General features: G+C 72.5%; 24 protein-coding genes, 3 tRNA genes and 1 riboswitch. Of the genes, 16 read left to right on the top strand and 11 right to left on the bottom strand.

Annotated elements, in window-relative coordinates:
• Nucleotides 1–10: 10 nt before the first annotated feature.
• Nucleotides 11–1,234, bottom strand: coding sequence for an adenosylmethionine--8-amino-7-oxononanoate transaminase (locus tag BS75_RS05355; protein WP_408022584.1), 1,224 nt, complete (start codon nucleotides 1,232–1,234; stop codon nucleotides 11–13).
• An 80-nt stretch (nucleotides 1,235–1,314) separates the two neighbouring features.
• Nucleotides 1,315–2,376 (bottom strand): biotin synthase BioB, encoded by a 1,062-nt coding sequence (gene bioB / locus BS75_RS05350; protein WP_081982111.1) that lies wholly within the window; start codon nucleotides 2,374–2,376, stop codon nucleotides 1,315–1,317.
• Between the two features lie 201 nt (nucleotides 2,377–2,577).
• Between bioB and BS75_RS05345 the strand changes: the two genes are divergently transcribed.
• From BS75_RS05345 to BS75_RS05335, 4 genes are all read left to right on the top strand, one after another.
• Complete coding sequence (locus tag BS75_RS05345; RefSeq protein ID WP_034087368.1) at nucleotides 2,578–3,366, top strand: hypothetical protein; 789 nt, start codon at nucleotides 2,578–2,580, stop codon at nucleotides 3,364–3,366.
• 47 nt (nucleotides 3,367–3,413) lie between these two features.
• Nucleotides 3,414–3,575, top strand: a complete 162-nt coding sequence (locus tag BS75_RS49145; protein ID WP_169790771.1) for a hypothetical protein — start codon at nucleotides 3,414–3,416, stop codon at nucleotides 3,573–3,575.
• Nucleotides 3,572–4,738 (top strand): 8-amino-7-oxononanoate synthase, encoded by a 1,167-nt coding sequence (locus BS75_RS05340; protein ID WP_034087367.1) that lies wholly within the window; start codon nucleotides 3,572–3,574, stop codon nucleotides 4,736–4,738. Before BS75_RS49145 ends, BS75_RS05340 begins: the two co-directional genes overlap by 4 nt.
• Nucleotides 4,739–4,846: 108 nt before the next feature.
• Entirely contained in the window at nucleotides 4,847–5,839 is a 993-nt protein-coding gene (locus BS75_RS05335; protein WP_034087366.1) for a Gfo/Idh/MocA family protein, read from the top strand.
• Nucleotides 5,840–5,843: 4 nt separating this feature from the next.
• Here BS75_RS05335 and BS75_RS05330 read toward each other — a convergent pair whose 3' ends face one another.
• Nucleotides 5,844–6,335: a C40 family peptidase gene (locus tag BS75_RS05330; RefSeq protein ID WP_034087365.1), complete on the bottom strand. Its 492-nt coding sequence runs from the start codon at nucleotides 6,333–6,335 to the stop codon at nucleotides 5,844–5,846.
• 2 nt (nucleotides 6,336–6,337) lie between these two features.
• Nucleotides 6,338–6,457, bottom strand: a riboswitch (cyclic di-AMP (ydaO/yuaA leader).
• A 587-nt stretch (nucleotides 6,458–7,044) separates the two neighbouring features.
• Here BS75_RS05330 and BS75_RS05325 point away from each other — a divergent pair.
• Complete coding sequence (locus BS75_RS05325) at nucleotides 7,045–7,539, top strand: NUDIX domain-containing protein (RefSeq protein ID WP_034087364.1); 495 nt, start codon at nucleotides 7,045–7,047, stop codon at nucleotides 7,537–7,539.
• A gap of 153 nt (nucleotides 7,540–7,692) precedes the next feature.
• Nucleotides 7,693–8,679 (top strand): zinc-binding dehydrogenase, encoded by a 987-nt coding sequence (locus tag BS75_RS05320; protein WP_034087363.1) that lies wholly within the window; start codon nucleotides 7,693–7,695, stop codon nucleotides 8,677–8,679.
• A 54-nt stretch (nucleotides 8,680–8,733) separates the two neighbouring features.
• Here BS75_RS05320 and BS75_RS05315 read toward each other — a convergent pair whose 3' ends face one another.
• The 5 genes from BS75_RS05315 to BS75_RS05295 all read right to left on the bottom strand — a co-directional run bounded on the left by BS75_RS05315 (nucleotide 8,734) and on the right by BS75_RS05295 (nucleotide 14,315).
• On the bottom strand, nucleotides 8,734–9,693 hold the full coding sequence (locus tag BS75_RS05315; protein ID WP_034092448.1) for a cytochrome c oxidase assembly protein: 960 nt from the start codon (nucleotides 9,691–9,693) through the stop codon (nucleotides 8,734–8,736).
• Nucleotides 9,694–9,866: 173 nt separating this feature from the next.
• Nucleotides 9,867–10,862: a 2-hydroxyacid dehydrogenase gene (locus BS75_RS05310; protein WP_034092447.1), complete on the bottom strand. Its 996-nt coding sequence runs from the start codon at nucleotides 10,860–10,862 to the stop codon at nucleotides 9,867–9,869.
• A 94-nt stretch (nucleotides 10,863–10,956) separates the two neighbouring features.
• Nucleotides 10,957–11,982 carry a 6-phosphofructokinase gene (locus BS75_RS05305; RefSeq protein ID WP_034087362.1) on the bottom strand — a complete coding sequence of 342 codons (1,026 nt, stop codon included), beginning with the start codon at nucleotides 11,980–11,982 and terminating at the stop codon, nucleotides 10,957–10,959.
• Between the two features lie 317 nt (nucleotides 11,983–12,299).
• Entirely contained in the window at nucleotides 12,300–13,028 is a 729-nt protein-coding gene (locus tag BS75_RS05300) for a type 1 glutamine amidotransferase (protein ID WP_034087361.1), read from the bottom strand.
• A gap of 30 nt (nucleotides 13,029–13,058) precedes the next feature.
• Nucleotides 13,059–14,315, bottom strand: coding sequence for a MurT ligase domain-containing protein (locus BS75_RS05295; protein WP_034087360.1), 1,257 nt, complete (start codon nucleotides 14,313–14,315; stop codon nucleotides 13,059–13,061).
• 139 nt (nucleotides 14,316–14,454) lie between these two features.
• On the opposite strand from BS75_RS05295, the gene def reads away from it, so the two are divergent.
• Complete coding sequence (gene def / locus BS75_RS05290; protein ID WP_034087359.1) at nucleotides 14,455–15,003, top strand: peptide deformylase; 549 nt, start codon at nucleotides 14,455–14,457, stop codon at nucleotides 15,001–15,003.
• Nucleotides 15,004–15,083: 80 nt separating this feature from the next.
• Here def and BS75_RS05285 read toward each other — a convergent pair whose 3' ends face one another.
• Entirely contained in the window at nucleotides 15,084–15,788 is a 705-nt protein-coding gene (locus BS75_RS05285) for a TetR family transcriptional regulator (protein WP_063771456.1), read from the bottom strand.
• 151 nt (nucleotides 15,789–15,939) lie between these two features.
• Between BS75_RS05285 and BS75_RS05280 the strand changes: the two genes are divergently transcribed.
• Nucleotides 15,940–16,182 carry a hypothetical protein gene (locus BS75_RS05280; protein WP_152645768.1) on the top strand — a complete coding sequence of 81 codons (243 nt, stop codon included), beginning with the start codon at nucleotides 15,940–15,942 and terminating at the stop codon, nucleotides 16,180–16,182.
• 131 nt (nucleotides 16,183–16,313) lie between these two features.
• On the opposite strand, the gene BS75_RS43925 is transcribed toward BS75_RS05280, so the two are convergent.
• On the bottom strand, nucleotides 16,314–17,603 hold the full coding sequence (locus BS75_RS43925; protein WP_152645767.1) for a helix-turn-helix domain-containing protein: 1,290 nt from the start codon (nucleotides 17,601–17,603) through the stop codon (nucleotides 16,314–16,316).
• Between the two features lie 305 nt (nucleotides 17,604–17,908).
• On the opposite strand from BS75_RS43925, the gene BS75_RS05270 reads away from it, so the two are divergent.
• The 5 genes from BS75_RS05270 (at nucleotide 17,909) to BS75_RS47820 (ending at nucleotide 21,406) form a co-directional block, all read left to right on the top strand.
• On the top strand, nucleotides 17,909–19,168 hold the full coding sequence (locus BS75_RS05270; protein WP_034087357.1) for an acyl-CoA dehydrogenase family protein: 1,260 nt from the start codon (nucleotides 17,909–17,911) through the stop codon (nucleotides 19,166–19,168).
• A 931-nt stretch (nucleotides 19,169–20,099) separates the two neighbouring features.
• A complete protein-coding gene (locus BS75_RS05265) occupies nucleotides 20,100–20,324 on the top strand; it encodes a hypothetical protein (protein WP_152645766.1) in 225 nt (74 codons plus the stop codon).
• Between the two features lie 64 nt (nucleotides 20,325–20,388).
• A complete protein-coding gene (locus tag BS75_RS05260) occupies nucleotides 20,389–20,643 on the top strand; it encodes a hypothetical protein (protein WP_034087355.1) in 255 nt (84 codons plus the stop codon).
• The gene (locus BS75_RS05255) at nucleotides 20,621–21,148 is read left to right on the top strand and encodes a DUF6879 family protein (RefSeq protein WP_034087354.1); all 528 of its coding nucleotides are present in this window, start codon (nucleotides 20,621–20,623) and stop codon (nucleotides 21,146–21,148) included. Before BS75_RS05260 ends, BS75_RS05255 begins: the two co-directional genes overlap by 23 nt.
• Nucleotides 21,149–21,256: 108 nt before the next feature.
• A complete protein-coding gene (locus BS75_RS47820) occupies nucleotides 21,257–21,406 on the top strand; it encodes a hypothetical protein (protein WP_156164209.1) in 150 nt (49 codons plus the stop codon).
• A gap of 156 nt (nucleotides 21,407–21,562) precedes the next feature.
• Here BS75_RS47820 and BS75_RS05245 read toward each other — a convergent pair whose 3' ends face one another.
• On the bottom strand, nucleotides 21,563–22,039 hold the full coding sequence (locus BS75_RS05245; protein WP_034087352.1) for a hypothetical protein: 477 nt from the start codon (nucleotides 22,037–22,039) through the stop codon (nucleotides 21,563–21,565).
• A 179-nt stretch (nucleotides 22,040–22,218) separates the two neighbouring features.
• Here BS75_RS05245 and BS75_RS05240 point away from each other — a divergent pair.
• The 3 genes from BS75_RS05240 to BS75_RS05230 all read left to right on the top strand — a co-directional run bounded on the left by BS75_RS05240 (nucleotide 22,219) and on the right by BS75_RS05230 (nucleotide 22,523).
• Nucleotides 22,219–22,293, top strand: a tRNA-Met gene (locus tag BS75_RS05240).
• An 81-nt stretch (nucleotides 22,294–22,374) separates the two neighbouring features.
• Nucleotides 22,375–22,447: transfer RNA gene (locus tag BS75_RS05235), tRNA-His, on the top strand.
• 3 nt (nucleotides 22,448–22,450) lie between these two features.
• Nucleotides 22,451–22,523, top strand: a tRNA-Leu gene (locus BS75_RS05230).
• The last annotated feature ends 82 nt before the right edge of the window (nucleotides 22,524–22,605 follow it).

Here is a 22,605-nt window from a genome sequence, read left to right as displayed (position 1 = left end):
CTCCTCTTTCCTATCCTGCTGCTGCAGCGGCGACGACCGCCGCGCAGACCGACGCGAGGTCCGCGTCGTCGGTGACGTACGGCGGCATGGTGTAGACGAGGTCCCGGAACGGCCGCAGCCACACCCCGGCCCGCGCCGCCGCCCGGGTCGCGGCCGGCAGGTCCACCTCGTGGTCCAGCTGGACCACGCCGATCGCGCCCAGGACCCGGACGTCCCGCACCCCGGGCAGCGCGGCGGCCGGGGCCAGCCCGGCCCGCAGCCCGGACTCGATCCGCCGGACCTCCGCCCGCCAGTCCTGACCCAGCAGCAGCTCGATCGAGGCGTTGGCGACCGCACAGGCCAGCGGGTTGCCCATGAACGTCGGACCGTGCGCCAGCAGCGGCACCTCGCCCCGGCCGATGCCCCGGGCCACCTCCTCGGTGCACAGGGCCGCCGCCAGCGTCAGGTACCCGCCGGTCAGCGCCTTGCCGACGCACATCACATCGGGGGAGACCCCGGCGTGGTCCGCCGCGAAGAGCTCGCCGGTGCGGCCGAAGCCGGTGGCGATCTCGTCGAAGACCAGCAGCACCCCGTGGTTGTCGCACAGCTCCCGCAGCACCCGCAGCAGCTCGGGGGAGTGGAAGCGCATCCCGCCCGCGCCCTGGACCACCGGCTCGACCACCACGGCCGCCGTCTCGTGGGCGTGACGGCCGATCACCTCGTCCAGATGGGCCAGGTACTCCGGCGACGGCGGACCGTCCGGCGGGGCGTCGGCGAAGACCTGCCGGGGCAGCACCCCGGTCCACAGCTGGTGCATCCCGCCCTCGGGATCGCACACCGACATCGGGTGGAAGGTGTCGCCGTGGTAGCCGCCGCGCCAGGTCAGCAGCCGCCGCTTCTCCGGACGGCCGAGCGAGAGCCAGTACTGGAGGCACATCTTGGCGGCGACCTCGACCGAGACCGAGCCCGAGTCGGCCAGGAAGACGTGCTGCAGCGGTTCCGGCGTGATCTCGACCAGCCGGGCCGCCAGCCGCACGGCCGGCTCGTGGGTCAGCCCGCCGAACATCACATGGCTCATCCGGCCGAGCTGCTCCCGCACCGCCTCGTCCAGCACCGGGTGCCGGTAGCCGTGGATCGCCGACCACCAGGACGACATCCCGTCGACCAGCTCCTCGCGGCCCTCCACCGGACGGGCCAGCCGCAGCCGGACGCCGGAGGCCGACTCGACCGGGAAGGGCTCCACCGCGGCCGGCATCGCGCCGTACGGGTGCCAGACGTGCGCCCGGTCGAGCTCGAGCAGCCGCTCCGGGGACAGTGCGCGGGCCGTGGTGACGGTCACGCGTTCGGCGGCAGGTCGGTACCCGCGCCCCGGCGGCGGACCGAGACGGCGGCCTCGCGCTGGGCCGGCAGGGTCGCCTCGTCCGCGCCCTCCACCACGAAGCCCGCGTCCGCGATCATGTCCAGGTCGGCCTGTCCGGCCTGGCCCTCGCTGGTCAGGTAGTCGCCCAGGAAGATCGAGTTGACCAGGTGCAGGGCCAGCGGCTGGAGGCTGCGCAGATGCACCTCGCGCCCGCCCGCCAGCCGGACCTCGACGTCCGGGCAGACGAAGCGGACCATCGCCAGGATCCGCAGGCAGCGCTGCGGGGTGAGGTTCCACTCCTTCGCCAGCGGCGTGCCCTCGAACGGGATCAGGAAGTTCACCGGCACCGAGTCCGGGTCGAGCTCGCGCAGCGCGAAGACCACGTCGACCAGGTCCTCGTCGCTCTCGCCCATGCCGGCGATCAGCCCCGAGCAGGCCGACAGCCCGGCGCCCTGGGCCTGCTTCACCGTCTCGACCCGGTCGGCGAAGTCGTGGGTGGTGCAGATGTCGCCGTAGGTGCCCTCGGAGGTGTTCAGGTTGTGGTTGTAGGCGTGCACCCCCGCCTCGCGCAGCCGCTCGGCCTGGCCGTCGGAGAGCAGGCCCAGGCAGGCGCAGACCTCCACGCCCTCGTTCCCGGCCCGGATCGCGTCCACCGTCTCGGCGACCCGCTCCACGTCCCGGTCGGTCGGGCCGCGCCCGCTGGCCACCAGGCACACCCGCTTCGCGCCTCCGGCCACACCCGCCTTCGCGGCGGCGGCGGCCTCGTCCGGCTTCAGCCAGGTGTACTTGAGGATGCCGGCGGTCGAGCCCAGCCGCTGCGAGCAGTAGGAGCAGTCCTCCGGGCAGAGCCCGCTCTTCAGGTTCACCAGGTAGTTGAGCTTCACCCGGCGGCCGAACCACTGGCGGCGCACCTGCCCGGCGGCGGCGACCACCTCCAGCAGGTCGTCGTCGGAGGTCGCCAGCAGGGCGAGGGCCTCCGCACGCGTCGGGAGCTCACGGTTCAGGCCCTTGGCCAGCAGGGAGTCAAGCAGATCCATGGCAGTGATCCTCTCCTCCGGGCCTGCTCGGCCGCCATGGCGAAACCTGCCAGAAGATCGCCCGGATGGTTGCAGAGTTGCCGCAGAAGTCCGACAACACCCGGTTGCCGGAGGTCCGGGGCGACGGACGCGGACGCCTCTCATCCACTCTTCATCCACCCCTGTGGGTTCGGCCCATGATCGCGCCCTAGACTCTGCGGAATGAACCTCAGGGGGGAGCACCGCGCCGCGGCCGACCAGCCGTCCCGGGCCCGGTTGCCCCGGACCGCCTCGCTGCTGCTGGTCCTGGCCGTCGGTGCGACGGCCGCGACCTGGGCCGAGGTGCACTACGCCGGGGCCGGGCAGGTCGTCCAGTCGGTGACCACCAGCAGCACCTCGCAGGACGACGTCCCGCAGGCGGCCGACGGCAGCGCGGTCCCGGCCGGCAGCATCTCCTCGCTGCGGGTCGACGACGTGCTGCCGGCCGAGGTGTCCGAGGCGGCCACCGCCACCAGCCCCGGGGGCTACAGGGCCGAGCGCTACCAGGGCCACGCCGGCAACGACTGCACCGCGGCCTTCACCCTCTCGGCGCCGGTCACCGCGAGCGGCGACTGCAACGGCTTCCTGACCGCCGACTACGTCACTGAGGACCACAGCCTCTACAGCTCGGTCACGGTCTTCTTCTACCCGGACCGCGCCTCCGCCGCCCACGCGGCCGCCGCGCTGAACTCCGCCTCGGTCGCCCAGGCCGTGGTCTTCCAGCAGCCCGGGGGCGGACTGCCGCAGCTGGCCGCGCAGGGCTCGCCCTCGGCCACGCCCTCGGGTGCCGCCCCGGTCACGGCCCCGCTCCAGGGCCAGCAGTCGTTCCAGACGCAGGTGGAGGCCGTCGGCAGCGCGGTCGACGTGATCCAGAGCGGCTACGCGACCGGCGTCACCCCGGCCCCGAACGCGCTGTCCACCCCGACCTGGTACCTCGCCTACCTGGTGGGCTCCCGGCTCGTCTGGGAGTGACCGACGTCCCGTCGGGCGCCACCGGCGGGGACGTTAGGATCGGCCGCATGGAGCAAGCACCACCCCCGGCGGCGGCTGAGGCCGCGGCAGCACCGGCCGACTGCACCCTCTGCGGGGAGGCCACCGAGGTCCCCGCCGAGCAGCCCGGCGCCCAGCTCTGCCCGCGCTGCGCCTGGCAGCAGCAGCAACGCGACTGCTGCAGCGGATGAACGCCACCGGCAGCACGCCCCACCCCGACCCCTTCGGCTGGCTCGACGCCGCCGCCGCGGCCCGGCGCGACGCCGGGCTGGTCCGGGTGCTGCGGCCCCGGCCGCCCCAGGAGGACCTGCTCGACCTGGCCGGCAACGACTACCTCGGCCTGGTCCGCCACCCCGCGGTCACCCGCGCCGCCGCCGACGCGGCGCTGCGCTGGGGCGGCGGCGCGACCGGCTCGCGGCTGGTCACCGGCAGCACCGCGCTCCACGCCGAACTGGAGGCCGAACTGGCCGAGTTCTGCGGTGCCGAGGCCGCGCTGGTGTTCTCCTCCGGCTACACCGCCAACCTCGCCGCGCTGACCGCGCTCAGCGACGCCGACACCCTGATCGTCTCCGACGCGCTCAACCACGCCTCGCTGATCGACGGCTGCCGGCTGTCCCGGGCCCGGGTGGTCCGCGCCGCCCACGCCGACCCGGAGGCGGTCCGGACCGCGCTGGCGGCGCGGACCGAGCAGCGGGCCCTGGTGGTCAGTGACTCGGTCTTCTCGGTGGACGGCGACGCCGCACCGCTGACCGGGCTCGCCGCCGCCGCCCGCGCCCACGGTGCGGCGCTGCTCACCGACGACGCCCACGGCTTCGGGGTGCTCGGCCCCGGCGGCCGGGGCGCGCTGGCCGCCGCCGGCCTGGCCGGCGCGCCGGACACGCTGGCCACCGTGACGCTGTCCAAGGCGCTCGGCTCCCAGGGCGGGGCCGTGGTCGGCCCGCGCCGGGTGATCGAGCACCTGGCGCAGTCCGCCCGGACCTTCATCTTCGACACCGGCCTCGCCCCGGCCGCCGTGGGCGCGGCGCTCGGCGCGCTGCGGCTGCTGCGCGCCGAACCGGAGCGCGCCGCCCGCGCCGGGCAGGTCGCCCTGGCCCTGGCGGACGGCCTGGCCGAGGCCGGGCTGCCGGTCTCCCGGCCGCAGGCGGCCGTGGTGTCGGTGCGGGTGGACTCCCCGGTCGCGGCGCTGGCCTGGGCCGGGGCCTGCCGGGAGAAGGGCCTCGCGGTGGGCTGCTTCCGGCCGCCGTCCGTCCCCGACCGCTGGTCCCGGCTGCGGCTCACCGCCCGCGCCGATCTGACGGAGGAGGAGATCGGCTTCGCCGTCGACGTGATCGTCCGGACCGCGCCGCTGGTGTGACGGCCGGTACGGGCCGCCGGGGTGACCGGCGGCCCCGGAGGGTGACGGCCGCTCCCGAGGCGTGGGCAGGCCCTCGACCTTTCCGGCCGCCGAGGGTTTGATGATCGTATGACCGAACCGATCCGCTGGGGCATCCTCGCCACCGGCTCCATCGCCGACTCCTTCGCCCACGACCTCCAGCTGCTGCCCGACGCCGAACTGGTCGCCGTCGGCTCCCGGAGCGAGTCCTCCGCCCGCGCCTTCGCCGACCGCTTCGGCATCCCCCGCGCCCACGGCAGCTGGGCCGGACTGGCGGCGGACCGGGGGGTCGACATCGTCTACGTCGCCACCCCGCACCACGCCCACTACGAGGCCGCCCGGCTCTGCCTGGAGGCCGGCCGGGCCGTGCTCTGCGAGAAGCCGTTCACCCTGAACGGCGCGGACGCCCGCGCCCTGATCGACCTCGCCGCCGAGCGCGGGACCTTCCTGATGGAGGCCATGTGGATGTACTGCATCCCGGCCGTCCGCCGGATGCTGGAGCTGGTCGCCGGGGGCGCGATCGGCGAGGTGCGCACCGTCCAGGCCGACTTCGGCCTGCCCGGTCCGTTCGAGCCGAGCCACCGGCTGCGCGACCCCGCGCTCGGCGGCGGCGCCCTGCTCGACCTGGGCGTCTATCCGGTCTCCTTCGCCCAGCTGCTGCTCGGCGCCCCGGACCGGGTCGAGGCCTGGTCGGCGCTCACCCCCGAGGGCGTGGACGCCAACACCGGCCTGCTGCTCGGCTACGCCTCCGGCGCGGTGGCCACGCTGAGCTGCGGCATCGTCTCCGGCACGCCGGTCCGAGCGGTGGTCTCCGGCGACCTGGGCCGGATCGAGCTGCCCGCGCCGTTCTTCTGTGCCGAGGAGCTGCACCTGTACCGGGGCTCCGAGGACGGGGCGGCGCCGGAGGTGCTCTCCGTGCCCCGCACCGGCCTCGGCTACGCCCACGAGGCGCAGGAGGCCATGCGCTGCCTGCGCGCGGGGCTGACGGAGAGTCCGCTGGTGCCGTGGCGAAGCACCCTGGAGGTGATGGCGACCCTGGACGCGGCCAGGGCCCGGACCGGGGTGCGCTACCCGGGGGAGTGACGGGTCATCTGATCCGGCCGTACCAGACCTCGCTGGTCCAGATCCGCTCCAGCCTGACGTAGGCGCCGGGGTGCGGCGAGTGCCAGATCCGGTTGTTCCCGGCGTAGATCCCGACGTGGTAGACGTAGTCGCCGTCGTGGAAGAAGACCAGGTCGCCGGGGCGCAGACTGCGCCGGGAGATGTGTTCGACGCTGTCGTACTGGGCCTGGGCGGTGCGCGGCAGCCGCCGGCCGGCGTGCTTGAAGGAGTAGTACGTCAGGCCGGAGCAGTCGAAGGCGTTCGGGCCCTGGGCGCCGTAGATGTAGGGGTCGCCGTGCTTCGACGCGGCGATGGTGAGGGCTCTGAGCTCGATGGTGGCGGCGTCGGCCGGGGCGGCCGCGAGCAGGGTGCTCCCGGCCACGGCGGCCAGGGTCAGTGCGGCCGTGGCCGCCGCCCGCCAGCGGCCTGGGCCGCGGGTGGACCGGTTCGGGGCATGGGCGTGCTCGGAGGCAGTCATGCGGATCCTTCCGGAACCGCCTACGAAAGGTTCCCTGTCGGGTTCGGGATCCGAAAGCTGCCCGGCCACCGCAGTGGCTTCACCCCTAGGGACGGTTCACACCGTCCCGGCGTACCTGGGTCTCCCGCTCTCGCCTGTCAGGTGTGTGCGCACCTGGCGCCCGACCGGTGGCGAGACTCGGCGTCCGGTCGGGCCGCCCCGCCGGGGTGGCGAGGACTTTGTGGCTCGGCCGACAGTATTGACATGCTTTTAGGCAATCTTCACGCTTCACCGGGATTCTGTGATTCTTGTCACCCCTGGTTTCCGGGCCGCCGAAAGAGTGAAACCGGCTCTGCTGAATGATCGGGTGTATGGATTTTCCAACAAGTCTGAAGAAGGCGAATTCTGGCCAGCTTCACGACTCTGACCTGCATAGTTGTCTGGAAAAACGAAAAAGCGGAGGGAAATCCTCCCCGGTGCCGGGTCACTCGAATGTGTGAGGTTCGGAATTGGCCCGGCGGCGCCCCCCGGACGGTGTAATTCCGGCTGCGCTCCGCCGTCGGGCGACCGCGCATAAGCCCGCGCCGCAGGCGCCCGACCCGGCGTGCATGAATTCGCGCCACATACCCGCCGCTCCGTCGAGCGCCCCCGCGCGCCGTCGGGCGCGCACCGACCCGGCGGGTCGCCGCAAAGCCGCCGACCCGCCGCGCCCCGCCCGTAGGCTCGCGCCATGACCATCGAGCGAGTACCGCGCCGCGCCGCGAGGATCCTGGTCCTGGACCCCGAGGGCGCCGTGTTCCTGCAACTCCACGACGACCCCGAGGTCGGCCTGCACTGGGTGCTGCCGGGCGGCGGCCTGAACGAGGGCGAGGACGAACTCGCCGGGGCGCTGCGGGAGACGGTCGAGGAGACCGGCTGGACCGATGTGGTGCCGGGGCCGGCGCTCTGGATCTGGGAGCACGACTACACCCGTCGCGGCGTGCCCACCCGGCAGCGCGAGGTGATCTTCCTCGGCTCCGGGCCGCGCCGCGACCCGGTCGGCGACCTCACCGAGTCCTTCGCCCACGACGGCATCATGACCTGCCGCTGGTGGACCCCGGCGGAACTGGCCGACTGCCCGGACCTGCTCTGGCCGCCGCGGCTGGTCGAACTCCTCGCCGAGCTGCGCCGCGAGGGCCCGCCGGCCCGCCCGCGCGACCTCGGCTACGTGCCCAACCCGCCCTGACGGACGGCCGCGGGACCAACGGCCCACGGCCGCGGGGCCAACGGCCCACGGCCAACGGCCGACCCGGCCTCGGCCCGCCGCCCGAGGCCGGGCCGGGCCCGCCGGGCCTAGCGTCGGTGGAGCACGACCCGCCACCGCCGAAGGGACCCGCCCATGCGCGCCATCCGACTCCACCAGTACGGCAGCCCGGAGGAGTTGGTGCTGGAGCAGCACCCCGATCCGGTGCCCGGGCCGGGGCAGCTGCTGCTCGCGGTGGAGGCCGCAGGCATCCAGTTCATCGAGACCCGGATCCGCGCCGGGCGGATGGCCGGGACGCCGCTCGCCCCCGCCGCCCTGCCCTGGGCGCCCGGCCGCGAGGTCGGCGGCACCGTGCTCGGGGTCGGCCCGGGAGCCGACCCGGCGCTGCTCGGCCGCCGGGTCGCCGGACAGGTTCCGGCCGGCGGCGGCTACGCCGACCGCGCGCTGCTCGCCGCCGCCGACGCCCACCTGCTGCCGGACGGCCTGGACACCGGCGAGGCGGTGTCGCTGCTCGGCACCGGCCGCACCGCCGTGGCGCTGGTCGAGACGGCCGCCGTCGGCCCCGGCGACACCGTGCTGGTCGAGTCCGCCGCCGGGGCCGTCGGGCCGCTGGCGGTCCAGCTCGCCCGGGCCGCCGGGGCCGCGCGGATCATCGGGCTGGCCGGCGGCGAGGCCAAGCTGGAGCTGGTGCGCGGCTTCGGCGCGGACGCCGCCGTCGACTACACCCGGCCCGGCTGGGCCGAGGAGGTCCGCGCCGCCGCGCCCGAGGGGGTCACCGTGGCCCTGGCCGGGGTCGGCGGGGAGATCAGCCGGACCTCCTTCGAACTGCTGGCCCCCGGTGGACGCTTCGTCGCCTTCGGCTTCTCCAGCGGGGGCTTCGCGCCGATCGACCCGGCGGAGGCGGCGGCCAGGCAGGTCACGCTGGTCTCCTACTTCGGCCCGGCGGTCGGCTCCAGGGGGCCGGCGGAACTGCGCCGGCAGACCGTGGTGGCGCTGACCGCCGCCGCCGAGGGACGGCTGCGCCCCTTCGTCGGCCGACGCTTCCCGCTGGCCGCGGCGGCCGAGGCGCACCGCGCCATCGAGGCCAGGGAGACCGTCGGCAAGACCCTGCTGGTGCCCTGACGCCGCCTCGGCCGGGGGTGCGGGCCGGGGCGTTACCCGGGGCGTGACCCGGGCTCAGCCCTGCTGCTGCGCTCCCGAACGGCGCTGCAGGTTGGCCAGGTAGTCGTTGTAGGCGTTGAGCTCCTTGTCGCCGTCCCGGTCCGCGGTGCGGTCCTTGCGGCGGGACAGCCGCTCCTCCGACTTGGCCCACTGGAAGGTCAGCGCGATCAGCACGATGAAGGTCGGGATCTCGCTGAACGCCCAGGCGAGCCCGCCGGCCATCTTCTGGTCCGAGAGCGGGTTCACCCCGAGCGAGGCCGCCGGGTGGGCGAAGGTCTGCACCATCAGCCCGGAGGACATCATCACCGCGATGCCGAAGAAGGCGTGGAACGGCATCCCGATGAACAGCTCCAGCATCCGCATCAGGTGGCCGGGGCGGTGCGGGCCCGGGTCGACGCCCATGATCGGCCAGAAGAACAGCATGCCGACGCCGAGGAAGTGCACCATCATCAGCTCGTGGCCGAGGGTGGAGCGCATCAGGAAGTCGAAGAGCGAGGTGAAGTAGAGCCCGTAGAGGCTGGCGATGAACAGCGGCAGGGTGAAGGCGGGGTGCGAGATCACCTTCATGTACCGCGAGTGCAGCAGCGAGACCAGCAGCTCGCGCGGGCCGTGCCCGCCCCGGCCGCCGCTGGGCAGGGTCCGCAGCGCCAGCGTGATCGGCGCGCCCATCAGCAGGATGATCGGCGAGAACATGGACAGCACCATGTGCTGGAGCATGTGCGCGCTGAGCATCTGCATGCCGTACTCCTCCAACCCGGTCGTGGTGACCAGGGCGACGGTGAGTACGCCGAGCACCCAGGCGACGGTGCGGCCGACCGGCCAGCTGTCGCCGCGTCGCCGCAGCCGGACCACGCCGGTCAGGTAGAGCCCGAGCAGCAGCACACAGCCGATCAGGAAGGGCCAGTTCGCCGAGGGGTGGAAGGCGAGGACCCGGGCCAGGGTCCAGGGCGGGAGGTCCTGCGTCATGCCCGGCATACCCGGCATGGAGCCCATCGGCGGTTCCTGCTTTCCAGCTGACAGCGGTGCGTCCTACCGGAACAGCGTAGAACTGTCCGGTTTGTCTCCCGGACGCGCCCCCCTGCCCGCGCGTCGGCACGGCGCCGTCCCCGGTGCCGCGCCCGGTGCCGACCGGGGCCGGCCGGGCCGGGTCAGCCGCGCGGGATCAGGGTGTTCTCGCTGGTCCGGCCGTTCAGGAAGTCGTCCACATTGCGCACCGTGGCCTCGACGATCTGGCCCACCGCCGTCCGGGTGAAGTAGGCCTGGTGCGAGGTCACCATCACCTGGGGGAAGGTCATCAGCCGGGCCAGGGTGTCGTCGGTGACGACCTCCAGCGACTTGTCGAAGAAGAAGAGCCCGGTCTCCTCCTCGTAGACGTCGAGCCCGACCCCGCCCAGCCGGCCCTCGCGCAGCGTCTCGACCAGCGCGGCCGAGTCGACCAGGCCGCCCCGGCTGGAGTTGACCAGGATCGCCTCGTCCTTCATCGCGGCCAGCGCCTCGGCGTCGATCAGGTGGTGGGTGTCCGGCAGCAGCGGGACGTGCAGGCTGATCAGGTCGGAGCCGGCCAGCAGCCGGTCCAGCGAGGTGTACTCCATGCCCAGTTCCAGGCAGGCGGGGTTCTCCGCCACGTCCCAGCCGAGCAGGGTGGTGCCGAAGCCGTGGGCGATCCGGGCGAAGCACTCGCCGATCTTGCCGGTGCCGACGACGCCCACGGTCATGCCGTGGATGTCCTGCCCCATCAGCCCGTCCAGCCGGAAGTCGAACTCCCGGGTGCGGTTCACCGCCCGGGTGGTCCGCCGGTTGACCGACAGGGCCAGCGTCCAGGCGAACTCGGCCACCGCGTAGGGGGAGTAGTAGGAGACCCGGGCGACGGTGATGCCCAGCTCCTCGGCGACCGCGAGGTCGATGTTGTTGAACCCGGTGGACCGCTGGGCGATCATCCTGGTCCCGCCCTTGGCCAGGATCCGCAGGGTGGTGGCGTCCAGCTGGGCGTTGACGCTGGTGCTGACGATCTCGTGGTCGGCGGCCAGCGGCGCGGTGTCCGCGTTCAGGAAGACGTCCAGGCAGTGGACTGCGTGGCGGCCCTCGAAGGCCCGCTCGATCAGGGGTTGCTCATCGGCCAGCACGCCGTAGGCGAGGATCTCCATGAAGGCCACGCTAAGCGAGGCGCGCCGACCCGACAATCCGGACAAAGCGGATGATGTCGGCGCGGCGCGCCCCGGACGGTCGAAAGCCGGACCGTCAGATGACCGTCTCGGCCTCGGCGTAGCGCTCGGCCGGAACCGTCTTCAGGTCGGCCACGGCCTCGGCCAGCGGCACCAGGTTGATCTGGGTGCCCTGGAGGGCCGTCAGATGCCCGAAGGCGCCCTTGTGCACGGCCTCGACCGCGTGCCAGCCGAAGCGGGTCGCCAGCACCCGGTCGTAGGCCGTCGGGGTGCCGCCGCGCTGGACGTGGCCGAGGATGACCGGGCGGGCCTCCTTGCCGAGCCGGTGCTCCAGTTCGACCGACAGCTGGGTGGCGACGCCGGTGAAGCGCTCGTGGCCGTAGATGTCCACGGTGCCCTCCTCCCAGTGCATGGTGCCGGGCTCGGGCTTGGCGCCCTCGGCGCAGACCACGATGGCGAACTTCTTGCCGCGCTCGAAGCGCTCGCGGACGACCTCGGTGACCCGCTCGATGTTGAACGGCCGCTCCGGCACGACGATGGCGTGCGCGCCGGCCGCCATGCCCGCGTGCAGCGCGATCCAGCCGGTGTGGCGGCCCATCAGCTCGACCACCATGACCCGCTGGTGCGACTCGGCGGTGGTCTTCAGCCGGTCCAGCGCCTCGGTGGCCACCGAGACGGCGGTGTCGAAGCCGAAGGTGACATCGGTGCAGGCGATGTCGTTGTCGATGGTCTTGGGCACGCCGACGATGGGCACCCCGCCGTCGGAGAGCAGCCGGGCGGCCTTCAGGGTGCCCTCGCCGCCGATCGGGATGATCCCGTCCAGGCCCAGTTCCTCGCAGTAGGCCTTGGCGCGGGCCACGCCCTCCCGGAGATGGCTGGGCTGCACCCGGGTCGAGCCGAGGATCGTCCCGCCCTGGGCCAGGATGCCGCTGACGGAGTCGAGGGTCAGCTCGCGGAAGTCGCCCTCCAGGAGACCGCGCCAGCCGTCCATGAAGCCGATGATCTCGTCGCCGTGGTCCACCACGCCGCGATGGACCACGGAGCGGATCACGGCGTTGAGACCGGGGCAGTCCCCGCCGCTGGTCAGCACACCAATACGCATCGCTTTGCAACTCCCGAGCAGAACCGGACGACCGGACTTTCGTACCCGATGACCACGCCACCGTACCGGCCCCGTTCCACTGGTGGTAGACGTGGATGTGGAGCCCGTGTGAAGGTGCGGCAATTCGGACTTTTTACCCCATCGCGATGATACCGCTCACCGACCTCCGGTCTGGTCGGGACGGACGCGGGAGCGGCGCCTTCGCCGCCCCGCGTGGGGCTGGGTGCTGCGAGCCCGTGCCGGGCCCTCGCGGGGGCGTCCCTGCCCCCGGGCTGGCGGTCCGGGTTGTTGTCCGGGTGCTGTCCGGGATCTCCGGGCTAGGCCGGCTGTTGGACGGCGTTGATGCGCTCGGTGCGCAGCGCGTCGTACCAGTGGTTGTCCACCGGCGGCAGCGCGCTGACGTCCAGGGCCAGTTTGATCAGCAGGTCCGCCACGACGGGGTTGCGCGCCATGATCGGTCCGTGCAGGTAGGTGCCGAAGACGGTGTCCCGCCAGGCCCCCTCGGTTCCGTCGCCGGTCCCGTTGCCACCGCCCACGGTGACGCGGGCCAGCGGGGAGACCCCCTGGCCCAGGTGGGTGACTCCCTGGTGGTTCTCGAACCCGGTCAGGGTCGGCAGGCCGAGCCGCGGGTCGGGTTCGGCGATCATGTCGCCGACATGGCGCTCGCCCTCGCCGCGGGTGCTCCAGACGTCGAGCAGTCCCAGGCCGGGGGCGCGCTGCCCGCGGTCGTCGATGAACTCGTGGCCCATGATCTGGTAGCCGGCGCAGACGCCGAAGACGATCGCGCCGTTCTCCACGGCCCGGTGCAGTCCCGGGTCCTGCCGCAGCCGCTCGCCGGCCAGCCGCTGCGGCCGGTCCTCACCGCCGCCGATCAGGTAGATGTCGCCGCTGGTCGGCACGGGCTGGTCGGAGCGGACGTCGATCCGGGCGACCTCCAGCCGGCGCTGGCGCGCCCGCCGCTCCACGACCAGCACATTGCCACGGTCGCCGTAGGTGCTCAGCAGGTCGGGGTAGACCCAGACCAGGCGCAGGGCGCTCTCGCTCATGAGTTCGGAATCCTCTTCGTCAGCAGCCGGTCAGCCGCGCACGTCGCGGCGCAGCTGCTGGAACGCGGTGTAGTTGGCGATGGCCTCGATCCGGCCGGGCGGGGCCGCGGCCACGGCCTCGGCCAGGGTCTCGACCACCTGGAAGTACACCCCGGCGACCTCCAGCCGGACCGCCAGGTCCAGCTTCCGCTGGCCCATGACGAAGACCGGGTGGCCCGCCAGGCGCTCGTAGTCGACGTCCCAGAGCCAGGAGGTGTCGGTGCCGTCGGCGCCCAGGGCGTTCACCGAGAGCACCACCGGCGCGGGCGCGGGGTCGATCAGCGAGAAGGTCTCCAGCCAGCCGGCCGGGTTCTTCGCCAGCAGCAGCCGGACCTCGCGGCCGGCCACCTGCACCGACTCGTAGCGGCCGGCCACGGCCTGCACCCCGGCCATCCGCTGCAGCGCGATCTGCGGGTGCACCCCGAAGACCGCCGCGACCGCCGCCGAGCTGGTGGCGTTCGACAGGTTGGCCCGGCCCGGCAGCTGCAGCTGGATCGGCCAGGCCGAGCCCTGCGGGTCGATCACGTGGTCGCCGTTGAGCGCCCAGTGCGGCTGCGGGCGGCGGAAGCCGCAGGAGGCGCAGAACCAGTCGTCGCCGGGGCGCTGCATGACGCCGCCGCAGCTCGGGCAGGACCAGGCGTCCTCGCGGTACGCCTGCCCGGCGGCCACCCAGACCACCCGGCGGCAGGAGGAGGCCGCCCAGGTGACCAGCGGGTCGTCGGCGTTGGCGATGATGACCGCCTCGGTGCCCTCCAGGCCCTCGCGCCACTTCTCCGCGAGCATCCGGGTCTCCGAGGAGCGGTCCAGCTGGTCGCGGGACAGGTTGAGCAGCGCGATGGCCTTGGGCGCGGTGTCGCGGGCCACCCCGGCCAGGTACTTCTCGTCGACCTCGATCACGCCGAAGCGCGCCTCGGAGGCGCCGGCCAGGGCCGAGGTGATGCCGGCCGGCATGTTCGCGCCCAGCGCGTTGGAGACCACCGGTCCTGCGGCCTTCAGCGCCTCGGCGATGAGCCGGGTGGTGGTCGTCTTGCCGTTGGTCGCGGAGACCAGCACCACGTCGAGGTGCTCGGCGAGGGCCCGCAGCAGGTCAGGTTCGAGCCTCAGTGCGACCTTGCCGCCGATCACGGAGCCGCTGCCGCGTCCGGCCGTGCGCGAGACCGCGGCCGCCACCTTGCCGGCCGTCACGGCGAGCTTGGCGCGCGGGGGCAGCGTGGCCGAAGGCCCGGCCGACTCGGGGTTCGCTGGCATCAGGGTCGCTCTCCTCCTCGGTACAGACGCGCTCAGCCTACCGGCACCGGCCGTTTTCCCAGGAGCCCCCCCTTGGCCAGGGCTTCGGGGACACCTGCTCGGGGAGCTGGTGGTCGGTGCCGTCGTACGATCTTGCAACATGTCCCGCATTCCCGGAAGTACCGGCACCGTCCACCCCGTCACGCCCTGGGCGGAACCCGTGCTCAGCACCCCCTGCGCCACCGTCACGGAGTTCGACGACGCCCTCGCCCGCCTGGTCGAGGACCTCTTCGCCACCATGTACGCCGAGGACGGGGTAGGACTGGCAGCCAATCAGATCGGCGTCGGACTGCGGGTGTTCGTCTACGACTGCCCCGACGACGAGGACGTCCGCCACCTCGGGCACCTGGTCAACCCGGTGCTGGTCGAGGCCGACGGGGTCGAGGTGGCCGGCGAGGAGGGCTGCCTCTCGTTGCCCGGGCTGCGCGCGCAGACGCCCCGGTACGACAGGGCGCTGGTCCGGGGCCAGGACCTCACCGGCGCGCCGGTCGAGGTCGAGGGCACCGGCTTCTTCGCCCGCTGCCTCCAGCACGAGACCGGCCACCTGGACGGCGGCGTCTTCCTGGACCGCCTCACCGGCCTCCGCCGGGCCCGGGCGCTCCGCGCCGTCCGCCGCGCGCCCTGGTACCGCGCCCCGGCCGGGGGCTGATGGCTGAGCGCTGAACGCTGCGGGCTGAACGCTGCGGGTTGAACGCTTCGGACTTCGGGCTTCGGGCTTCGGGCTGAGCGTCAGACCTGCTCCGGCCCCGTGCCGACCTGCTCACCGTCGGACGAGGTCTCCGAGGTCTCCGACGGCTCCGTGGTGACCGGCTCGGTGGTGACCGGCGCGGCGACCGGCCGGGCGCCGGCCGCCGCGAGCCGTCCCCAGAGCAGGTCGGCCAGCGTCTGCACCATCCGCTCGCGCGGGAAGGGGCGGGTCTCCAGCCACCAGTCGCCGGCCGCCAGCACCATCCCCGTCATCGCCTGCCCCCAGGCCGCCGCGATGACCGCGCTGTCAGGACCGAGGTCCACCCGCTCGCGCATCGAGCCGGTCAGCTCCGACGCGATCTCCTGGAGGGCCGGCGCCAGCGGCCCGCCGGGGGAGAGACCGTCGTCGGCCGGGTCCGGGTGCGTCAGGAACCGGTACACCTGCGGCTGCGCCTCGATCGCGGCCAGATAGGTGTCGATCACGGCCTCGACCTGGTCCCGCCGGTCCAACTGCAGCGCCAGCGTGGCCCGCACCGAGGCCAGCAGCCCGGCGGTGTGCCGCTCGGCCAGCGCCCGGTAGAGCCCGGTCTTGTCGCCGAAGTGCCGGTAGAGGATCGGCTTGGTGATCCCGGCCTCGGCGGCGATCGCGTTCATACTGGCCCGGGGCCCGTCCCGGCGAACAACCCGGTCGGCGGCGTCCAGCAGCTCGCTGCGCCGGTCGGCCCCTTCGCTGCGGCGGTCGGGCATGGACAGTCCCTCTCTCGTCGGTAAACAGGTGTCGGCAACAGGCTCACCACCCTGTTACCGACGGTAACATGCACCTGCTCCCGATCCCCGGCTCCGACTCGCCGGTGTCGACCGGGATGCCGGACGGCCGACCCGGGGTGATGCTGGGCCCATGAGGCATCCCGATGTGGACTACCGGTTCCATGCCCGTGTGGTGACTGATCCGGATCCGGAGCTCGCGCATGTGACCGCAGTGGTCGTGGACATCTTCGGCGAGGACGACCACCGCCTGGTGATCGTCCCGGTGGTGACCTGGTCCGACATCGAGGATCTCGGCCGGCAGTGGGACGTCCCGGAGGTCAGGCGCAAGATCGACGCCGACGCCCGCGCGGACCTGGACGCGCGCGCCGGTTGAGGACCCGGGCATCGGCCTCGGGTACTGGCCCCGGGTACTGGCCCCGGATATCGGCCCCGTGTATCGCCGGCGGGACGGCGAACGCGCGGGGCGGCGGCTTCCGGTCGCGGCTCGCCCTCCCGTCTCCGAACTCACTCCCCGGTGCGCGGTCCGCTCAGGACGATCCGTTCGCCGCCGAGGTCTGCGACCACGTCGAGCCGACCGCCGAGGGCCTCGACATAGGCGGCGAGAGTACGGACCTCGGTGAAGCCGGGCTCGGCGCGCTCGATCGCCGCCACTGTTTCCGGCGCGACCTGCATCCTCTCGGCCAACTGCGTTGCGGTGAGGCCCGACCGGCGGCGCACTCGGGCGAGCGGATGCGTCCGGTTGCCGGCGACCAACAGGGCGGCTCCGGCCTCCACCTCCTCGGCCCGGCCCGGGAAGAAGGAGTCGAGGAACGACTCCTTGCTGTACGTGGGGAAGGCGGTGCCGCCGGCTGCGAGCGGGATCGATCTCTCGGCCAGCAGGTTCCTGGCCTGCGGGAGCGCTTCGTCGTACCAGGTCCACCAGTTGCCCTGACGCACCGCGGCGGCGAGCAGCACCACCGTGTCGGCGGGTGCGGGCCCGACCGCGAACAGGATCCGGATCCCCGAGTCGGCGGGCGATCCCGGCCGCAGCTCCAGCAGGCCGGTCTCCAACGGGTCGTTCCCCAGCAGGCCGGGATCGCGTTCGACCGTGCCGCCCAGCTCCTGCTGCAGTTCCTGCTCAAGGCCGTGCGCGCTGCCCAGTGCTTCCTCGACCCGCGCTCGTGCGCCGGTGATCGCATCCTCGGGATCCGGACCGAGCACTGCAGGATCGTCGAGATCGACGCACGCCCTGTCGATCGCGGCCTGGGCCAGGACAACGGTGTAGGCGGCCTTCGCGGTCTCCTTGCGTGACCGGAAGGAGTCCACGTGCTGCTGCAGCCGACGGCTGGCCGCGGTGAGCTTCTCCTCCTCGCCCTGCAGCGCCCCGTAGTCCGCAGTCGCCCTGGCCAGCTCCGCCGACGTCGCCGATCCCCGTGCCAGTGCCTCCTGGGCCAGGTCGTCCCGACCGAGGTCGGCGGCCTTGCGGCCCTGTTCGGCGAGGGTCCGGCACTGCCGCCCGAGCTGTTCGAGCGTGAGCTCCATTCGCTTGCGCGAGGTCGCCACGTCGGCCACCCCTCGGCGGACCTGCTGCAGCAAAGCCAACTGGCGATGATAGGAGTGGTCCAGAGCCCGTCGGGGGTCCTGCGCCCGGAGCATGGACTCCACCGCGACGACCAGCGGCGGCTCCAGCCCGCTCCCCTCGTCGAGCAGCGCGGTCACCGCCTCGCCGACCAGCCGGGCCTCCGGAAGCCCGCCGGCCACGAGCCCCTCCAGCCAGGCCCTGACCTCGTCGGCCAGCTCCACCCGTGACGCCACGGCGGCACCTCCCCCCGGACGTTGGGCCTCCGGCCACTCTTCCAAGGAACCCCGTCCGCGACAAGTCACGGCCCGCACCGGGCTGCAGGGGGACCGCTGACGTCGTCGCCCACGCCCACCGCACCGGTGTGGCGGTTCGAGCCCTGCGGCCGGAAGGCGCGATCCGCCGCCGACGCGAAGGCCACGCTGCGCGGTGGACGGGCATTGACAGTTCTTACCGCCCGGTAACAGACTTGGCGCGTTGTTACCGGAGGTAACACCTAGATCGTCCGTCCGCCCGCACCGCTACTCCTGGGGAAACGCTCATGTCCGACGACAGCGCCAAGTCCGGCTTCAGTCTCGACCTCAACGAGGACCAGATCGCCGTCCGCGACTGGCTGCACGGCTTCGCGGCAGATGTCATCCGCCCGGCCGCCGCCGAGTGGGACGAGCGCGAGGAGACGCCCTGGCCGATCATCCAGGAGGCGGCCAAGGTCGGCATCTACTCGCTGGACTTCTTCGCCACCCAGCAGTTCGACCCGACCGGCCTGGGCATCCCGATCACCATGGAGGAGCTGTTCTGGGGCGACGCCGGCATCGGCCTCGCCATAGTCGGCAGCGCCCTCGCCGCCGTCGGCGTGGTCGCCAACGGCACGCCCGAGCAGGTCGGCCTCTGGGCCCCGCAGATGTTCGGCACGCCGGACGACGTCAAGCTCGCCGCGTTCTGCTCGTCGGAGCCGGACGCCGGCTCCGACGTCGCCGCGATGCGCACCCGCGCCGTCTACGACCAGGCCACCGACGAGTGGGTGCTGAACGGCACCAAGACCTGGGCGACCAACGGCGGCATCGCTCACGTCCACGTCGTCGTCGCCTCGGTCGACCCCGCCCTCGGCGCGCGCGGCCAGGCGTCGTTCATCGTGCCGCCGGGGACGCCGGGGCTCAGCCAGGGGCAGAAGTTCAAGAAGCACGGCATCCGCGCCTCGCACACCGCCGAGGTGGTCCTCGACGGGGTGCGGGTCCCCGGCCACTGCCTGCTCGGCGGCAAGGAGAAGCTGGACGAGCGGCTGGCGCGCGCCCGCGAGCGGGCTGCCGCCGAGGCGCGCGGCGAGCGGACCGAGAAGGTCAAGAACGCCGCGATGGCCACCTTCGAGGCCTCCCGCCCCGCCGTCGGCGCCCAGGCGGTCGGCGTCGCCCGGGCCGCCTACGAGGTCGCCCTCGACTACGCCAAGACCCGCGAGCAGTTCGGCCGCCCGATCATCGACAACCAGGGCATCGCCTTCACCATCGCCGACATGCGCACCCGGATCGACGCCGCCCGACTGCTGGTCTGGCGCGCCTCCTGGATGGCCAACAACGGCAAGCCGTTCACGGCGGCCGAGGGCTCCATGTCCAAGCTCTACGCCGGAGAGACCGCCAAGTGGGTCACCGCCCAGGCGATCCAGATCCTCGGTGGCAACGGCTTCACCCGGGAGTACCCGGTGGAGCGGATGCACCGCGACGCCGCGATCTACACCATCTTCGAGGGCACCAGCGAGATCCAGCGCCTGGTGATCGCCCGCACCCTGTCCGGGCTGCCGATCCGCTGAGACGTGTCGCCGGGCCAGGGGCAGGATTGAGGCTGTCCGGTCGAGCTCGCCTTCCACCACCACCGGAGGGCGAGCTCGACGCAGTTGATCAGCTGGAAGATCGCTTGGGAGATCGGGGCGGTGCTGCATCCGCTGGCACTGCCAGCACAGGCAGACCTGAGCAGCTCAGGCCCCCCGCAGGAGAGGCTCATATGGCCACTGTCCATTGGTCCACGGCCGAGCGGTGCAGCCGACCGCGTAACGAGCGGTGTGCGTCAGTGCTCCCAGTGCGGCTGTCCAGAGCCTTCGCTGACGCAGCGGATGGTCACGCCCTCGTTGTCCGTTGAGGTCAGGCCAGTATCCGAGCTCCGGCAGTATTGGCCGGCCTCCGGACAGTTGCCCTCGTTTGTGCGGATCGGGCAGGCCCCGGTTCCGGCGTTGGCCGGAGTGGGTGTCTGGGGCGCGTAGGTCGTCGGGGCAGGTGCGGGCGGCGGCACAGGCGGAACGACGGCGGTTGTCCTCGTCGGTACGGACACGGGTTTCGCTGAAGTTGTCGTACTGGACGGCACCGATGTTGGCGAACCCGATGTTGTTGCCGTCGTGGCCGAAGGGCTGGGCGACGTGTGGTGGGCAGTGGAACTGCTCGATTTGCAGCCCGCTGTCGCCAGCGCTGCGGCAGCGATGACCGCGATCAGCGCCCGCCGGTACGTGTGCGTTGAGGTAGACATGGCGGCTCCCACGGGTCGGCTCATTGGCGGCGGAGCCGCGTCTGCTGGCCTCGCGAGTACTCGCGCCCGTCCGCTCAGTCTCACCGCTGGCCTGCAAGGACGCACGCCAGGCGCACCCATCCCGGGAGTCCGGCCGTCTGTCCGATGGCCTCGGATCGCCTCTTCGGACTCCCGGCGTGCCGGCTGTGGCGCTGACGTCTGAGGGCGCGGGGCAGCGCCCTCCCGTGGCCGGCTACGCCAACCGCATGATCATGATCGATTTCCCCGAACTGTCCGAGGAGGGCGACAAGGTCCATGTCGTCATCCGCAATGCTCGGACGATGACCACCGAGGAGCTGACGATGCCCGATGCGTGTTCGGCGCTTTCGGAGCCGCCATTGTCGCGCTCCGCAACCGCTCCATCTCGGCGGTCTGCTGTGGCGGCATTTCTTCCGGTGACTGGGTTTTGACGGACAGTCATGATGGCGCAAGAGTGTGGAAGGCCGCGAAAGTTCCTTGCACTCGGAGGGGATCATGACGCTACGGTTCATTGCGATCGACCCGGAGACCAACGGCAACGGCTCACCGACGGTCTGGATCGACGAGGAAGCCCGGGAGATCGTCACCCAGGGGTACACCAGCGACGATGCGCTGAGGCTGAAGGTCACCCAGACCCCGGCCCCGAACCACGAAGCCGGCATCCCCGAGGGTGAGGACATCGTCCGTCTCCCGTTCAGGATGGTGCCGGCGCTGAGGAAGGCATGCGATGCCGCAGAACGACTGGGCTGAACCGTTCCGAGCAGCCCGCGTCTCCGCCGTACACCTGGAGATGCGAGACCTGTACTCGGTCGGTGACGAGTCCGGACCGTACGACCGGTGGCGGGAGACCGGCGAGGCCGGCACCGATCCGGAGTCGGCCATGTGGCGCCCGTGGACGAGCGTCGTGCGGGACCTGACCGCCGTCGGCGTGGTCATGCGCCGGGCCCGGATCGTCTCCGAACCCGTCACTGACTACATCAAGTACGAGCACGCCGGCACCGGTGTGAACCTCGCCGTCGGTGAACTGGTCCGCTGGTTGCCCCGCAGCCTCGCCTCGGACATCGCACTGCCGGGGAACGACTTCTGGCTGTTCGACGGCACCACCGTCGTGTTCAACCACTTCACCGGGAACGGTGACTGGGCCGATCCCGGCACGGAGACGATCACCGATCCGGTTGTGGCGAAGCTGTGCCGGGACGCCTTCGAGTCCGTCTGGGCCCGTGCGACCCCGCACGAGGAATACAAGATCCGCTGAGTACCGGGAACCATGGCCGAATCACCTTCACCCAGCGCCCAGGCGGCCCGCGAACGCCCCGCGGTCGCTGTCACGACCCGGGGCACGACCGACCAGAGAGGGGTCGACATGGTTCACGCCACCGCCGACACGTCCACGACTGACCCGGAATCGCGCCTGCTGCCGTCGCAGCAGTTCCGGCTGACGGTCGACCGCAACGACATGGCCCGGGCTGAGGCGCTGCTCGCGCGGGTGCCCTCGCGCGAGGTTCTCCTGTAAGCGGCTGGTCGAGATCTACGACGAGGCGCCCGAGATCGTCGAGGCTGGCCGTGCCCTCGACTTCAGACCGAAGTTCTGATGATCGAGCATCCGGTGGCCGAGCCCTTGGTCGCCCGAGGTCTGACGATCGCTCCGGTCGGGCTGGTGCCGGGACGGTCAGGCGTCGGGCGGTTCCGCACCCACCCGCTGGTACTCGGCCCGGCCGAGCAGCCCGTGCGCCGTGGCGTACTCGACCACCGCCCGGTCCGGCTCGTCGGGTGTGGCGTCGGCTGCGGCCTGCAGGCGCTCCGCCCAGCCCTCGTGCCCCTGGGCGATGGCCGCCAGCTGGACGACCTGCTCCGGCTGGAGATGCGCGACGTGCCAGGGGAACGCCGGGCCCGGCTCGGCGTGGGCGGCCTGGCGCTCCAGCTCGTGCTCGGCCCGGCCGGCGACCCGCCGGAGGTTCTCCGCCGGGGTGGTCGGCTTCTCCGGGCGCTTCACCGCCCTCACGCCGGGGCGGTGGAGGTACCAGGCGACGAAGTGGCGGAGCACGGCGGAGCGGTCGGTGCCCTCCGGGACGGCCTCGCCGAAGGCAGCCCATTCGTCGGCGTCGATACGGAATCGGCTGACCGGGGTCTTCGGTGCGTTCGGCATGGGCGAACGCTACCGCTCTGTGGCTACACCGGGCAACGCAGCGGGGGAGTGGTGTAGCCACACCAAGCGCGCGGCCGGCATCGGCTGCCGAAGGGGCGACGGCTCGGCGCGGCCCCCGCCGAGGCCGGCCGTGCAAAATTCAGTCGCTCCAGTGGTGGCCCGTTCGTACGATTCAGTGCAGCGGGATGGCGCAGTTCGGTCAGCGCGGGGGCCTCATAAGCCTCAGGTCACGGGTTCGAATCCCGTTCCCGCAACGCGTCGAGCGCCAGCGCGCAACCGGGCCTGTAAAGCCTGGGTCTTCGGACATGCCAGGGTCGGCACCTGGGCGACGCACTGTGGTCGTAGCTCAATCGGTAGAGCACCGCGTTGTGGTCGCGGTGGCTGCGGGTTCGATCCCCGTCGATCACCTGAGGCGTCGTACCCCAACGGCAGAGGGACTCGGTTCAGGACCGAGACAGTGTGCGTTCGAATCGCACCGACGCCACATGAGGCGCAGTACGCCCATCGGCAGCGGGGACGGCCTGAGGGGCCGTCGGTTGCAGGTTCGGATCCTGCCGACTCGGCGT

It is taken from the genome of Streptacidiphilus albus JL83, assembly GCF_000744705.1.
In the GTDB taxonomy this organism is placed as follows: domain Bacteria; phylum Actinomycetota; class Actinomycetes; order Streptomycetales; family Streptomycetaceae; genus Streptacidiphilus; species Streptacidiphilus albus.
Note: the sequence above shows the minus strand (reverse complement) of the source record. Positions and strands in the feature narration are given on the sequence as shown.

What these genes read in the sequence shown, in the direction of transcription:
- BS75_RS05355 (WP_408022584.1), bottom strand. Translation starts at nt 1,234, where the DNA reads ATGCCGGCCGCGGTGGAGCCCTTCCCGGTCGAGTCGGCCTCCGGCGTC.
- bioB (WP_081982111.1), bottom strand. Translation starts at nt 2,376, where the DNA reads ATGGATCTGCTTGACTCCCTGCTGGCCAAGGGCCTGAACCGTGAGCTC.
- BS75_RS05345 (WP_034087368.1), top strand. Translation starts at nt 2,578, where the DNA reads ATGAACCTCAGGGGGGAGCACCGCGCCGCGGCCGACCAGCCGTCCCGG.
- BS75_RS49145 (WP_169790771.1), top strand. Translation starts at nt 3,414, where the DNA reads ATGGAGCAAGCACCACCCCCGGCGGCGGCTGAGGCCGCGGCAGCACCG.
- BS75_RS05340 (WP_034087367.1), top strand. Translation starts at nt 3,572, where the DNA reads ATGAACGCCACCGGCAGCACGCCCCACCCCGACCCCTTCGGCTGGCTC.
- BS75_RS05335 (WP_034087366.1), top strand. Translation starts at nt 4,847, where the DNA reads ATGACCGAACCGATCCGCTGGGGCATCCTCGCCACCGGCTCCATCGCC.
- BS75_RS05330 (WP_034087365.1), bottom strand. Translation starts at nt 6,335, where the DNA reads ATGACTGCCTCCGAGCACGCCCATGCCCCGAACCGGTCCACCCGCGGC.
- BS75_RS05325 (WP_034087364.1), top strand. Translation starts at nt 7,045, where the DNA reads ATGACCATCGAGCGAGTACCGCGCCGCGCCGCGAGGATCCTGGTCCTG.
- BS75_RS05320 (WP_034087363.1), top strand. Translation starts at nt 7,693, where the DNA reads ATGCGCGCCATCCGACTCCACCAGTACGGCAGCCCGGAGGAGTTGGTG.
- BS75_RS05315 (WP_034092448.1), bottom strand. Translation starts at nt 9,693, where the DNA reads ATGCCGGGCATGACGCAGGACCTCCCGCCCTGGACCCTGGCCCGGGTC.
- BS75_RS05310 (WP_034092447.1), bottom strand. Translation starts at nt 10,862, where the DNA reads ATGGAGATCCTCGCCTACGGCGTGCTGGCCGATGAGCAACCCCTGATC.
- BS75_RS05305 (WP_034087362.1), bottom strand. Translation starts at nt 11,982, where the DNA reads ATGCGTATTGGTGTGCTGACCAGCGGCGGGGACTGCCCCGGTCTCAAC.
- BS75_RS05300 (WP_034087361.1), bottom strand. Translation starts at nt 13,028, where the DNA reads ATGAGCGAGAGCGCCCTGCGCCTGGTCTGGGTCTACCCCGACCTGCTG.
- BS75_RS05295 (WP_034087360.1), bottom strand. Translation starts at nt 14,315, where the DNA reads ATGCCAGCGAACCCCGAGTCGGCCGGGCCTTCGGCCACGCTGCCCCCG.
- def (WP_034087359.1), top strand. Translation starts at nt 14,455, where the DNA reads ATGTCCCGCATTCCCGGAAGTACCGGCACCGTCCACCCCGTCACGCCC.
- BS75_RS05285 (WP_063771456.1), bottom strand. Translation starts at nt 15,788, where the DNA reads ATGCCCGACCGCCGCAGCGAAGGGGCCGACCGGCGCAGCGAGCTGCTG.
- BS75_RS05280 (WP_152645768.1), top strand. Translation starts at nt 15,940, where the DNA reads ATGAGGCATCCCGATGTGGACTACCGGTTCCATGCCCGTGTGGTGACT.
- BS75_RS05270 (WP_034087357.1), top strand. Translation starts at nt 17,909, where the DNA reads ATGTCCGACGACAGCGCCAAGTCCGGCTTCAGTCTCGACCTCAACGAG.
- BS75_RS05260 (WP_034087355.1), top strand. Translation starts at nt 20,389, where the DNA reads ATGACGCTACGGTTCATTGCGATCGACCCGGAGACCAACGGCAACGGC.
- BS75_RS05255 (WP_034087354.1), top strand. Translation starts at nt 20,621, where the DNA reads ATGCCGCAGAACGACTGGGCTGAACCGTTCCGAGCAGCCCGCGTCTCC.
- BS75_RS47820 (WP_156164209.1), top strand. Translation starts at nt 21,257, where the DNA reads ATGGTTCACGCCACCGCCGACACGTCCACGACTGACCCGGAATCGCGC.
- BS75_RS05245 (WP_034087352.1), bottom strand. Translation starts at nt 22,039, where the DNA reads ATGCCGAACGCACCGAAGACCCCGGTCAGCCGATTCCGTATCGACGCC.